Origin of the sequence: Streptomyces sp. NPDC023723, assembly GCF_040639815.1 — a bacterium.
Lineage (GTDB): Bacteria > Actinomycetota > Actinomycetes > Streptomycetales > Streptomycetaceae > Streptomyces.
Genome location: NZ_JBFAAP010000021.1, coordinates 99,319 through 110,761, shown reverse-complemented (window position 1 = coordinate 110,761; position 11,443 = coordinate 99,319). Strand labels below are relative to the sequence as shown.

Genomic DNA, 11,443 nt, shown 5'->3' with positions numbered 1-11,443 from the left:
TGCCACCGCACAAGCCAGCCCCACACGGACCAGCCACCGCACAAGCCAGCCCCACACGGACCAGCCACCGCACAAGCCAGCCCCACACGGACCAGCCACCGCACAAGCCAGCCCCACACGGACCAGCCGCCGCGCGAGCCAGCCGTCGCGCAGGCCGGTCGGCGGCGGGGAAACACCGCCCAGTACATGAGCGAGGGCTTCCGCAAGGGGTCGGTCGCGGAAGCCCTCGGGTCACTGCTCGCGCGCTACAGGGCGACGCCCAGCAGCGCGTCCACCGCGCGGGAGACGACGCCGGGGGCGCCGGTGTCCGTGCCGCCGGACTCCTGCTGGCGCGCGGCCCAGCGGTCCACCGCGGCCAGCGCGGCCGGCGAGTCCAGGTCGCCGGCGAGAGCCTCGCGCAGCTCCTCGACGAGCGGCTCGGCGGGCGGGCCGTCGGGCCGGGAGACGGCGGCCCGCCAGCGCTCCAGGCGGGCCTCGGCGTCCCGCAGCACCTGGTCGGTCCACTCCCAGTCGGACCGGTAGTGGTGGGCGAGCAGCGTGAGCCGGATGGCGGCCGGGTCGACGCCGTCGCGGCGCAGCTGGGAGACGAAGACCAGGTTGCCCTTGGACTTGGACATCTTCTCGCCGTCCAGGCCGACCATGCCGGCGTGCACGTACGCCTTGGCCATCGGGAACTCGCCGGTGAGCACCTGGGCGTGCGAGGCGCCCATCTCGTGGTGCGGGAAGGCGAGGTCGGAGCCGCCGCCCTGGACGTCGAAGCCCATGCCGAGGTGGTCCAGGGCGATGGCGACGCACTCGATGTGCCAGCCGGGCCGGCCGCGGCCCAGCGAGCCGCCGTCCCAGCTGGGCTCGCCGTCGCGGGCCGCCATCCACAGCATCGGGTCGAGGGGGTTCTTCTTGCCCGGCCGGTCCGGGTCGCCGCCGCGTTCGGCGGAAAGCAGCCGCATCGCCTCGGCGTCCAGGTGGGAGACCTGGCCGAAATGCGGGTCGGACTCGACGGAGAAGTAGACGTCCCCCTCGAGTTCGTAGGCGGCGCCCGCGTCGCGGAGCCGCTCGACCAGCGGGACGATGCCCGGTATGGCCTCCACCGCGCCTATGTAGTGCCGCGGCGGGAGCATCCGCAGGGCCGTCATGTCCTCGCGGAAGAGGGCGGTCTCCTGCTCGGCGAGGGCGGTCCAGTCGACGCCGTCCCGGACGGCCCGCTCCAGGAGGGGGTCGTCGACGTCGGTGACGTTCTGGACGTAGTGAACCTGCCGCTTGGTGTCCAGCCACACGCGCTGAACGAGGTCGAACGCGTTGTACGTCGCCGCGTGCCCCATGTGGGTGGCGTCGTACGGCGTGATGCCGCAGACGTAGATACGGGCGACGGGACCGGGGTCGAGGGTGACCGGACCGCCGGTCGCGGTGTCGTGAATCCTCAGGTCGCGGCCCTGACCAGGCAGGGCGGGGACCTCGGAAGCGGGCCAGGCATGCATGACACGAGCGTAACCGGACGGATGTTCCGTACACGAACCGGACGGCGGCAGGATGACCGGTTAGGCGTTCTTGCCGATCACCGCCGGATGTGCTGCCAGGGCCTGGGGCCCTAGACCGGCGGCCAGGGAATGGCCGGCCACTCGCCGCCCGGCTCGGGATGGGTCCCGGCGGTCAGCAGCGCGTCGACCCGGGCGCGCGCGGCCTCGGTCTCGGCCGGTGTGATCAGTTCGGCCAGCCGGGTGGCCAGGCTCCCGCCGTCCTTGAGCGCCTCCCGCAGGGCGCCGAGCACCGCCCGGGCCTCCTCGGTCAGCGGCTCCCCCGCCCAGCCCCACAGCAGGGTGCGCAGCTTGTCCTCGGCGTGGAAGGTGACGCCGTGGTCGATGCCGTAGAGCCGGCCGCCGGCGGGCAGCAGGTGGCCGCCCTTGCGGTCGGCGTTGTTGATCACCGCGTCCAGGACGGCCAGCCGCCGCAGCCGCGGGTCGTCGGCGTGCACCAGCAGGGCGGTCTTCCCGTCGCCGACCTCGGCGAGGCCGATGGCCTTCCAGCCGGGCTCCGGTTCCTCGGCGTCCACCAGGGCGAGCAGTTCGGTGTCCGGGGCCGCCTCGATCCACTGCTGGACCATGCCCTCGCCGTACGGCCCGTCGCGCAGCACGGTCACCGGCACCAGGCCCCAGCCGGTCGCCTCGGAGACCTGGTACGCGGCGACCTCGCGCTGGGCGAGGGTCCCGTCGGGGAAGTCCCACAGCGGCTGTTCACCGGCCACCGGCTTGTAGACGCAGGCGGCCTCGCGGCCCTCGTGGGTGACCGTGCAGTACAGCGCCGCGTTGGAGGCGCCGCGAATACGGCCGCGGACGGTCAGCTCGCCGTGGGTGAGCAGGTCGACGGCCACCGGATCGGTGGTCACGCTCCGCGGCGGTATCCGTTCTGGCGCGGACATACGTGTCCTTCCGGGTCGAGCGGGAGGCTGCACAGCGGGCACGGCGGCCGCCCGGCGTTGACGACGTCGAGGGCGCGCTTGGCGAAGGCCCTGGCCTGCGCGCCGGTGAGCCGGACCCGCAGCATCGGGGGGCCGTTCTCCTCGTCCTGGAGAAGCCTTTCCTCGGCTTCGGCGAGGTCCTCCTCCGACTCCGCGTCCAGCTCCACCAGGGCCTGCGCCTCGACGATCATGCACTGGTCGTCGCCGTCCCAGGCCAGCGCCATGGTGCCGACCCGGAACTCCTCCTCCACCGGGGCGTCCAGCGGGGCGGTGTCGGCGGGCTCGGCGGGCGCCATCGCGGGGACGGCGGCGATGCCGCCGCTGCGCCGGACCACCTCGTCGAGCAGCTCGTCCATGCGTTCGGCGAGCGCGGCGACCTGGGTCTTCTCCAGGGCCACGCTGGTCACCCGGGGGCCGGCGGTGGCCTGGAGGAAGAACGTACGGCGCCCGGGCAGTCCGACCGTGCCGGCCACGAAGCGGTCCGGCTGGTCGTAGAGGAACACCTGACGGGACACGTCCTGTCTCCATGGGAATTCGGGGGTGGCTACTGCTGGGACCGCTTCACCCTACTGCGGCCGACGATCACGGTGCGCCCGCGCCGCCCCCGACCGTCGCGTCGCCGCCCGGCGGCGCCTCGGGGGGCGCCAGCGAGGTGAGGTCGCCGGTGTCGCCGAGCCTCACCAGGAAGGGCCGCAGCCGGGTGTAGCGGATCGCCGTGACGGAACACGGGTCCACGTGGATGCGCTGGAAGAGGTCCAGATGGAGGCCGAGGGCGTCCGCGACGAGCGACTTGATGATGTCGCCGTGGGAGCACATCAGATAGACGGCGTTCGGCCCGTGGTCGCGCTCCACCCGCGCGTTCCACTCGCGGACCGCCTCGGCCGCGCGGGTCTGCATGGCGCGCATCGACTCGCCGCCGGGGAAGGCCGCCGCGGACGGGTGCGCCTGCACGACCTCCATCAGCGGCTCGTCGTTCAGCTCGGCGAGCTTGCGGCCGGACCAGTCGCCGTAGTGGCACTCGCCGATCCGCTCGTCGGTGTGCACGCGCAGCTCGGGCCGGGCGGCCAGCAGCGGCCGGATGGTCTCCTGGCAGCGTTGCAGCGGGCTGGTGACGGCCTCGGCGAGGGGGAGCGCGGCGAGCCGCGCGGGCAGGGCGGCGGCCTGGGCGGCACCGCGTTCGTCGAGGGCGACGCCCGGCGTCCAGCCGGCCAGCAGCCCCTCGGTGTTGGCGGTGGAACGTCCGTGCCTGACCAGGATCAGCGTGGGCATGCGCCAAGGGTAGGCGTACTGCACCGGGCACCGACGTCCGGGCGAGGGGAGAATGGGTTCGGTGATCGTCGACTGTGCCATCTACCGGGACGGGCACCGCACCGAGGGCCCGGCGGACTTCTCCGACGCGCTGGACCAGGCGCGGTCCGCGGGCGGCTTCGTGTGGATCGGGCTGCACGAGCCGACGGAGGAGGAGTTCGAGCACGTCACCCGGGAGTTCGGGCTGCACCCGCTGGCCGTGGAGGACGCCCTGAAGGCGCACCAGCGGCCCAAGCTGGAGGTGTACGACGACTCGCTCTTCGTGGTGGTCAAACCGGTGGTCTACGAGCCGGAGGGCGACACCGTCTCCTCCGGCGAGGTCATGATCTTCCTCGGCGACGCCTTCGTGGTGGTGGTCCGGCACGGCGAGGGCGCCGCGCTGAAGGCGGTCCGGCAGCGGCTGGAGCACGAACCCGCGCTGCTCAACAAGGGCCCGACCTCGGTGCTGTACGCGATCGCCGACGCCGCCGTCGACCACTACCTGGAGGTGGCCACCGAACTCCAGACCGACCTGGAGGAGCTGGAGGCGGAGGTGTTCTCGCCGGACAGCGGCGGCTCGCGGAACACGGCGTCGCGGATCTACACCTTCAAGCGGCAGGTCCTGGAGTTCCGCCGGGCGACCGGCCCGCTGGCGCTGCCGCTGACCCGGCTGGCGGGCACCGGCTCCTTCGGCGCGCCGGTGCCGTTCGTCAACGACCAGGCGCGGCCGTTCTTCCGGGACGTGCAGGACCACATCCTGCGGGTGAACGAGTCGGTGGACGGCCTGGACCGCCTGGTCTCGGACATCCTGTCGGCGCACCTGGCGCAGATGAGCGTCCGGCAGAACGACGACATGCGGAAGATCTCCGCGTGGGCGGCGATGGCCGCGGTCCCCACCATGATCGCCGGGGTCTACGGCATGAACTTCGAGCACATGCCCGAGCTGCGCTGGGTGTGGGCGTATCCGGCGGTGATCGCGCTCATGGCCGCCCTGGAGGTGCTGCTGTACCGGACGTTCAAGCACCGGGGCTGGCTCTAGCGGTCCTGCCGCGGTCAGGCGGGCGCGGGGGTCGCCGGGCCGCCGAGGGCGTCGCGGCGGTCGGGCATCCGCAGGGTCACCATGCGGCGCCAGCCGCCGAGCCGTTCGTAGGCGTACATCGCGCGGATGCCCGTGGCGAGCGCCGCCGACTTGGCGCGCGGCCAGCCGAGGATGCGGCCCATGTGCGCCATCACCGCGAGGCTGACGTCCCGGTAGACGCCGATCTCGGCGAGCGCGCACTCGCGCAGGGCGCGCTGGATGAGCCGGCCGTGTCCGGCGGCGGCGAAGCGGAGCAGTTCCTCGTGCGAGTAGGCGAGGTGGTTGTCCTCGTCGTCCGAGATCATCCGGACCGCGTTGCCCACGTCCGGGTGGCCGGCGAAGTACTTGCGGAGCATGACCATCTGGTCGGCCGCCCGCTGCTCGGTGACCCTGCTGTGCGCCAGGTACGTGATGATGTCGTCCACGGTGAGCGGCTGGTCGGCCTTGAGCTTCTCGTGGGCGAGACCGATGCCGTGCTGCTCCAGGAGCGCCGTGTAGTCGGTCTCCGGGGGGACCGGCACGGGTTCCAGGCCGCGTTTCTTCAGCAGCGCGTTGAAGATGCGGCCGTGCTTGTCCTCGTCCGCGCCGTGCCGGGTGATCTTGGGGGCGAGGGCGCGTTGGCTCTCCGGTACCAGCGCGGCGATCCGCGCGTTCTCCCAGCCGCCCTGCGACTCACCGCTGGCCGCGATGGAGCAGAACAGCCGGAACGACTCGTCGTGGTCGAGGATCTCCTGGAACAGACTCTTGGCCGACAGCATCACCGGTCACCTCTCCGCCTCTGCAACGTTCCGCAAGGGTGCGCGGAGAACGAGTCAAGTGCGGGACCCAAGGTGCGGCAACAGGTGTGTCGGACAACTCCGCCGAACGGCGGACAGGCGGGCACATGAGTGGGCGTAACCACGCGCGCGTGCGGGCGTTGTTCCCCGTGACGGCCGTGGCGGGGAAGACCCCCGAGCCCCCACCACGGCCGTGAGACCTCTCCGCGCCGGCTAGGCCAGTCCGGCGCGTTCGAGTGCCGCCGTGCCGGCCCGCAGGGAGGCGAGCCGCTCCTCCAGGGTGAAGCCCGCGGGGGCGAGGGTCAGGGTGGTGACGCCGGCCGCCGCGTAGGCCCGCATCCGGTCGGCGATCCGGTCGACGGAGCCCAGCAGGGTGGTCTGGTCGATCAGGTCGTGCGGTACGGCGGCCGCGGCGGCCTGCTTGTCGCCGGCCAGGTACTTGTCCTGGATCTCGGCGGCCTGCTTCTCGTACCCCATGCGGCCGGCGAGCTGGTTGTAGAAGTTCTGCTTGCGGCTGCCCATGCCGCCGACGTACAGCGCGGTGTACGGACGGAAGGTGTCGGCGAGCGCGGCGACGTCCTTGTCGTCGCCGACGGCGAGCGGGACGGTCGGGCAGACGTCGAAGCCGTCGAGGGTCCGGCCCGCCTTCTCGCGTCCGGCGCGCAGATGCCGGATCGCCGTCTCCTCCAGGTGCTCGGCGGACGGGAAGATCAGCAGGGCGCCGTCGGCGATCTCACCGGTCTGCTCCAGGTTCTTCGGGCCGATCGCGGCGATGTACAGCGGGATGTGCTCGCGCTGCGGGTGGACGGTGAGCTTGATGGGCTTGCCGGGGCCGCCGGGCAGCGGCAGCGTCCAGTGCGCGCCGTCGTGCGTCAGCCGCTCCCGGGACATGGCCTTGCGGACGATCTCCACGTACTCGCGGGTGCGGGCCAGCGGCTTGTCGAACTTCACGCCGTACCAGCCCTCGGAGACCTGCGGGCCGGAGACGCCGAGGCCCAGGCGGAACCGGCCGCCGGAGAGCGAGTCCAGGGTGGCGGCGGTCATCGCGGTCATGGCCGGCTGGCGGGCCGGGATCTGGAAGATGGCCGAGCCGACGTCGATCCGCTCGGTCTGCGCGGCGACCCAGGTGAGCACCGTGGCGGCGTCGGAGCCGTAGGCCTCGGCGGCCCAGCAGACGGCGTAGCCGAGCCGGTCGGCCTCCTGCGCGACGGCCAGATTGTCGCCGTCCATTCCGGCGCCCCAGTAACCGAGGTTGATCCCGAGCTGCATGGCCGATTCCCCTTACCGATCAGTAACGTCCCTGGTGCACCGACCTTAGCTGGCGAATCCGGTTGTCCACAGGCCCCCACAGGCGAAGCCGTGGCCAGTAATCTCGGCGTTCATGGAGCAGAGGCATCTCGGCCGCACCGGCCTGCGCGTGTCCCGTATCGGTCTGGGCACCCTGACCTGGGGCCGGGACACGGACGAGCACGACGCGGCGGAGTGCCTGAAGACGTTCTGGGCAGCGGGCGGCACGCTGGTCGACACGGCCGATGTCTACGGGGACGGCGAGGCCGAATACCTGCTGGGCCGGCTGATGGAGGGCCTGGTGCCGCGCCGGGACCTGGTGATCTCCACCAAGGCGGGCAGCGTGCCCGATCCCGACCGCCGTTCCGACGGCTCGCGCGGGCATCTGCTCGCCGCGCTGGACGCCTCCCTGTCCCGGCTCGGCACCGAGTACGTGGACGTGTGGCACGTGCACGCCTACGACCCGTACACCCCGCTGGAGGAGACGCTGCACGCCCTCGACCTGGCGGTGAGCAGCGGACGGGCCCGGTACGCCGGGGTGTCGAACTTCTGCGGGTGGCAACTGGCCAAGGCGGCCACCTGGCAGCTGGCGGCGCCGGGAGTGCGCAACCGGCTGGCGAGTACCCAGTTGGAGTACTCGCTGGTGCAGCGCGGCATCGAGCGGGAGGTGCTGCCGGCCGCCCTCGACCTGGGGGTCGGGCTGCTGCCGTCCTCGCCGCTCGGACGCGGGGTGCTCACCGGCAAGTACCGCGGTGGGACGACCCCGGGCGACTCGCGCGGGGCGTCGGAGCACATGGGGCCGTTCGTCGCGCCCTACCTCGACGACGCCGCCGGACGCATCGTGGACGCGGTGAGCACGGCGGCCGACGGGCTCGCGGTGACGCCGCTCCAGGTGGCGCTGGCCTGGGTGCGGGACCGGCCCGGGGTGGCCGCGCCGATCGTGGGCGCGCGCAACGCGCGGCAGCTCACGGCGGCGTTGTCAGTGGAGGCGCTTAGTCTTCCTGACGAGATCTGCCGGGCGCTCGACGACGTGTCGGAGCCTGTGCACCGCTATCCCGATCACGACTGGAGCACGCTGTGAGCACGGAGCCCGAGCCGGCCGAGAACACCGGGGACACCGGGGACACCGTGGACGCCGGACCGAGGACGCCGGGTGATGTGGCGGAGGACGGCGCGACGGGGGGTGGTTCGGGCGGGGACGGCTCGGACGGGGACGGCTCGGACGGGACACCCGCCGGCGCCCAGGAGGCTGACGTCGCGGGCGGCGACGTGCAGGGCGCCGACGTGCAGGGCACTGATGCCGACGCCGAGGCCAAGAAGTTGTCCGAGGCCGAGGCCGAGCTGGCCGCGCAGCGGATCGAGCGGGAGCGGATCGAGCGGCGCAAGGCGGAGCGCAAGGAGCCGGTGGCCGCCGGGACCAAGCTCAGCGGCACGGCGGCCGAACTGCTCGCCGCCGTCCGGGCCGTGGAGAGCGGCGCGAAACCGGCGGCGACGGTGTTCGCCGAGCCGGCGCCCGCCCCCCGCCGCCCCTCCCCTGCGGCCGAGCCGGTGCGCCGGCCCCGGCCGGTACCCGACCAGGCGCCCGGCGCGGCCCCGGCGCCCGCGCCGGAGACCGTCCAGGCGGTACGGCGGGTACTGGCTCAGGGGGGCGCCCCCGAGACGCTCGCCCCGTCGGCCGCCGCGGCCCTCGGCGAGGGCGCGGACGAAACCCTGCGCGCGGACCCCTGGCAGTTGCTGCGGGTCGCCGGGGTACGGCCGGAACAGGCCGACGGCTTCGCGCGGGCGCTGCTCGGGGCCGACTGCCACCCGGAGGACGAGCGGCGCGGACGCGCGGTCACCCGCTGGCTGCTGGAGCAGGCGGCGCTCGCCGGGCACACCGCCCTGGAGTTGCCGAGGCTCACCGCGACGCTGGCCCAGCGGGGCGTGCCGGACCCGGACGCCGCCGTACAGAGCGCGCTGGCCGAGGGCGAGGCGCTGGCCTTCCAGGACGCCCTGGAGGAGACCGGTCCCCCGGCCCCCCGGCGAACGGAGGGCGACGAGGGCGAAGCGGAGGCGGAGCGTCCGGTCCGGGTGCTGATCGGGCTGGAGCGGTACGCGATGGCCGAGGAGAGTCTGGCCGACGGCCTGGCCCGGCTGGCCGGCTCGGTCCCGGAGCAGAGCGCGGACCCGGAGGGCTGGGAGCGGGCCGCCGCCGCGGCGCCGGGGGCCGCCGCCGACCTGATCCGCGCCGTCGCCGGCCACGGTCTGGTCCTGCACACCGGCGGCGAGGCAGCGCTGGCCGAACCGGCGGCCCTGCTGCGCGCCGCGGGCGGACTCGGCCTGCGCGCCTGGGCGGCCACGCCCAGCCCGGCCGGCCGCGACCGTTTCGTCGCCCTGCTCGCAGACGGGGCCGCCGCGGACACCTCCGCCGCGGACACCGCGGACGCCTCCGTCGCGGACGCGCCTCCGCCGGTCGCCACCGTCGCCGGTCTGCTGGCCGGGTCCGAGGGCCCCGGCTGGGACGGGGAGGGCGCCCTCGGCCTCGACCTGCTGGTGGTGTTCGACGCGCCGCTGCTGGACGTGGAGGTGGCCGCCCTGCTGACCGAGTCGCTGCCGGACGGGGCGCGGCTGGTGCTGGCCGGCGACCCGGCGGTGCTGTGGTCGGTGGGCCCGGGGCGGGTTTTCGCGGACCTGCTGGCGGCCCGGAGCTGCCCGCAGATCGCCTCCCGGCGGCCCGACCCCGGCCCGCTGGGCGAGCTGGTCTCCGCCATCGGCATCGGCGAACTGCAACAGGTCCAGGCGCCCGGCAAGGAGGTCGTGATCGTGCCGGTGCGGGACGCGGGCGAGGCCGTGCACCGCACCGTGCAGCTGGTGTCGGACTCGGTGCCGCGGGCGATCGGCGTACCCACCGAGGAGACCCAGGTGATCACGCCGGGGCACGGCGGCTCGGCCGGCGCCCGTGCGCTCAACGCGGCGCTGAAGGAGCGGCTCAACCCGGGACCGGGCCGCTTCGGCGGCTTCGACCCGGGCGACCGGGTCGCCTACACGCCGGTGCCCGGCCGGACGCTGCCGGGCCGAGTGGTGGACGCCGACGCCGAGGGACTGCGCCTGTCCTGCGCGGGCCGGACCGTGGTGGTACCGAGGGAGCAGGTGGAGAGCCGGGTGCGGCACGGGTGGGCGCTGACCGCGCACCAGGCGGCGGGCGGCAGGTGGCCCGCGGTGGTCGTGGTGCTGCCCGGTGACGCGGCGCAGGCGCTCAGCCGGCCCTGGGTGTACACGGCGTTCGGCCGGGCCGCCCGGCACCTGTCCGTCGTGCACGGCGTGGACGAGGCACTCCCCCGGGCCGTGGCCGAGGCGCCGGCCAGGCCCCGGACCACCCGGCTGCCGGTGCTGCTCGCGCCGCGGGAGCCGGCGGCGGACTGACCGCCGAGCGGGAACGCGGACGGCGGTGGCCCCGGGAGGCGACTCCCGGCACCACCGCCGCACGTACTGGCGATACGAGGTACGGCTCGCTCAGCGATCCGTTCAGCGATCCGTGCTCAGCGATCCGTGCTCAGCGATCCGTGTTCAGCGGCTCCAGATCCTCGTCCTCGTCGAGTTCCTCGGCCCCGTCACCGTCCTCGTCGCCGTCGCCGTCGTCGTCCTCGTCGTCCAGTTCCTCCGGGTCGAGGTCGTCGTCCGCCTCGTCGTCGAAGACCGAGCTGACGTCGAAGCGGCACACCACCCGCTGCGCGTCGACGTGCTCGAACGGGGCCTCCAGCCATTCGCCGGCCTCGGCCGGTTCGTCCGCCGCCGTGACCCACAGCGTGGAGTCGCCCTCCTCCAGGCCGAACTCCTTGTGCCGGGAGGCGACCTCGTCCGGTTCGAACTCGCCGAAGAGCAGCCCCAGCGCCCCGTGCATCGTGCCGGCGGCGCCCGTGCCGGCGGCGCGTTCGTCGTCCGCGTCCTCGACCCGGCGGGCCTGCGCCAGCAGCCGCTGCGGCTCCACCACGGCGTAGTCCCGGCGGATCAGCACACTCACCGCGTTCGGTTCCTCGGGACCCGTGTACGGCGGCAACGCGTCCTCCGCCGCGGGGATCTCGAAGGGAGTGACCTCGTCGTAACGGTCGTAGAGCAGCTCGTCGTACGCCTCGGCGGCCGCTGCCACCTCGTTGAACGCCTCGTAGACGGCCGGGTCGTCGTCTCCCGAACGTCGTTCGACCGCGGCCAGGTGACGGTCGAGCGCGGTCTTGACCGCCTCGGCGGCGGCGCGTACCTCGGCAGCGGTGGGCTGCACAGCATCAGACATACGGCAGACGCTATCCGTACCGAGCCCCAGCCCGCACAATAGATGCGATGCCGGAATACGAATTTGTCGACGTGTACGTGCCGCGCGGGGTCTCCCGCAAGGAGACGGCGCGTCTGCTGACCGACCATGCCGAGTACGGACACTGGGAGTTGTACCGCCTGAGCCTGCTGCGCGACGGCAGCCGCAGGGTGCGGCTGCGCCGTCGGATCATCCGACAGGTGCGCGCCACCTGGTGAGACGCGGCGGACCGGTGGCGGTGAAGACGGAGCGGGCCCCGCCGGTGCAGCGGGGCCCGC

Annotated in this window: 11 protein-coding genes; 4 read left to right on the top strand and 7 right to left on the bottom strand. The window is 73.7% G+C overall.

Annotation, left to right across the window (positions count from 1 at the left end; all coding sequences use genetic code 11):
• Positions 1-245: 245 nt before the first annotated feature.
• The 4 genes from mshC to AB0G32_RS22375 form a co-directional block, all read right to left on the bottom strand.
• The gene (gene mshC / locus AB0G32_RS22390) at positions 246-1,475 is read right to left on the bottom strand and encodes a cysteine--1-D-myo-inosityl 2-amino-2-deoxy-alpha-D-glucopyranoside ligase (RefSeq protein WP_361165868.1); all 1,230 of its coding nucleotides are present in this window, start codon (positions 1,473-1,475) and stop codon (positions 246-248) included.
• A 110-nt stretch (positions 1,476-1,585) separates the two neighbouring features.
• Entirely contained in the window at positions 1,586-2,413 is an 828-nt protein-coding gene (locus AB0G32_RS22385) for an SCO1664 family protein (RefSeq protein WP_361165865.1), read from the bottom strand.
• A complete protein-coding gene (locus AB0G32_RS22380; protein ID WP_361165862.1) occupies positions 2,377-2,967 on the bottom strand; it encodes a DUF3090 domain-containing protein in 591 nt (196 codons plus the stop codon). Before AB0G32_RS22380 ends, AB0G32_RS22385 begins: the two co-directional genes overlap by 37 nt.
• A 67-nt stretch (positions 2,968-3,034) precedes the next feature.
• A complete protein-coding gene (locus AB0G32_RS22375) occupies positions 3,035-3,721 on the bottom strand; it encodes a histidine phosphatase family protein (protein WP_361165859.1) in 687 nt (228 codons plus the stop codon).
• 61 nt (positions 3,722-3,782) lie between these two features.
• Between AB0G32_RS22375 and corA the strand changes: the two genes are divergently transcribed.
• Complete coding sequence (corA, locus tag AB0G32_RS22370) at positions 3,783-4,778, top strand: magnesium/cobalt transporter CorA (RefSeq protein ID WP_361165856.1); 996 nt, start codon at positions 3,783-3,785, stop codon at positions 4,776-4,778.
• Between the two features lie 14 nt (positions 4,779-4,792).
• Here the strand turns inward: corA and AB0G32_RS22365 are convergent, their stop codons facing one another.
• Both AB0G32_RS22365 and AB0G32_RS22360 read right to left on the bottom strand, forming a co-directional pair.
• On the bottom strand, positions 4,793-5,575 hold the full coding sequence (locus AB0G32_RS22365; protein ID WP_361165853.1) for a ferritin-like domain-containing protein: 783 nt from the start codon (positions 5,573-5,575) through the stop codon (positions 4,793-4,795).
• 231 nt (positions 5,576-5,806) lie between these two features.
• Positions 5,807-6,862, bottom strand: a complete 1,056-nt coding sequence (locus tag AB0G32_RS22360) for an LLM class F420-dependent oxidoreductase (protein ID WP_361165850.1) — start codon at positions 6,860-6,862, stop codon at positions 5,807-5,809.
• A gap of 112 nt (positions 6,863-6,974) precedes the next feature.
• On the opposite strand from AB0G32_RS22360, the gene AB0G32_RS22355 reads away from it, so the two are divergent.
• Complete coding sequence (locus AB0G32_RS22355; protein ID WP_361165847.1) at positions 6,975-7,961, top strand: aldo/keto reductase; 987 nt, start codon at positions 6,975-6,977, stop codon at positions 7,959-7,961.
• Positions 7,958-10,282 carry a helix-hairpin-helix domain-containing protein gene (locus AB0G32_RS22350; RefSeq protein WP_361165844.1) on the top strand — a complete coding sequence of 775 codons (2,325 nt, stop codon included), beginning with the start codon at positions 7,958-7,960 and terminating at the stop codon, positions 10,280-10,282. The genes AB0G32_RS22355 and AB0G32_RS22350 overlap by 4 nt, the downstream gene beginning before the upstream one ends.
• A gap of 130 nt (positions 10,283-10,412) precedes the next feature.
• Here AB0G32_RS22350 and AB0G32_RS22345 read toward each other — a convergent pair whose 3' ends face one another.
• Entirely contained in the window at positions 10,413-11,147 is a 735-nt protein-coding gene (locus AB0G32_RS22345; protein WP_361165841.1) for a hypothetical protein, read from the bottom strand.
• A 47-nt stretch (positions 11,148-11,194) separates the two neighbouring features.
• On the opposite strand from AB0G32_RS22345, the gene AB0G32_RS22340 reads away from it, so the two are divergent.
• Positions 11,195-11,383 (top strand): DUF5703 family protein, encoded by a 189-nt coding sequence (locus AB0G32_RS22340; RefSeq protein WP_030244084.1) that lies wholly within the window; start codon positions 11,195-11,197, stop codon positions 11,381-11,383.
• Positions 11,384-11,443: the final 60 nt, after the last annotated feature.

Excerpts from the sequence above, each read along its gene's own strand:
- mshC (WP_361165868.1), bottom strand. The coding sequence starts at position 1,475 with ATGCATGCCTGGCCCGCTTCCGAGGTCCCCGCCCTGCCTGGTCAGGGC.
- AB0G32_RS22385 (WP_361165865.1), bottom strand. The coding sequence starts at position 2,413 with ATGTCCGCGCCAGAACGGATACCGCCGCGGAGCGTGACCACCGATCCG.
- AB0G32_RS22375 (WP_361165859.1), bottom strand. The coding sequence starts at position 3,721 with ATGCCCACGCTGATCCTGGTCAGGCACGGACGTTCCACCGCCAACACC.
- AB0G32_RS22365 (WP_361165853.1), bottom strand. The coding sequence starts at position 5,575 with ATGCTGTCGGCCAAGAGTCTGTTCCAGGAGATCCTCGACCACGACGAG.
- AB0G32_RS22360 (WP_361165850.1), bottom strand. The coding sequence starts at position 6,862 with ATGCAGCTCGGGATCAACCTCGGTTACTGGGGCGCCGGAATGGACGGC.
- AB0G32_RS22355 (WP_361165847.1), top strand. The coding sequence starts at position 6,975 with ATGGAGCAGAGGCATCTCGGCCGCACCGGCCTGCGCGTGTCCCGTATC.
- AB0G32_RS22345 (WP_361165841.1), bottom strand. The coding sequence starts at position 11,147 with ATGTCTGATGCTGTGCAGCCCACCGCTGCCGAGGTACGCGCCGCCGCC.
- AB0G32_RS22340 (WP_030244084.1), top strand. The coding sequence starts at position 11,195 with ATGCCGGAATACGAATTTGTCGACGTGTACGTGCCGCGCGGGGTCTCC.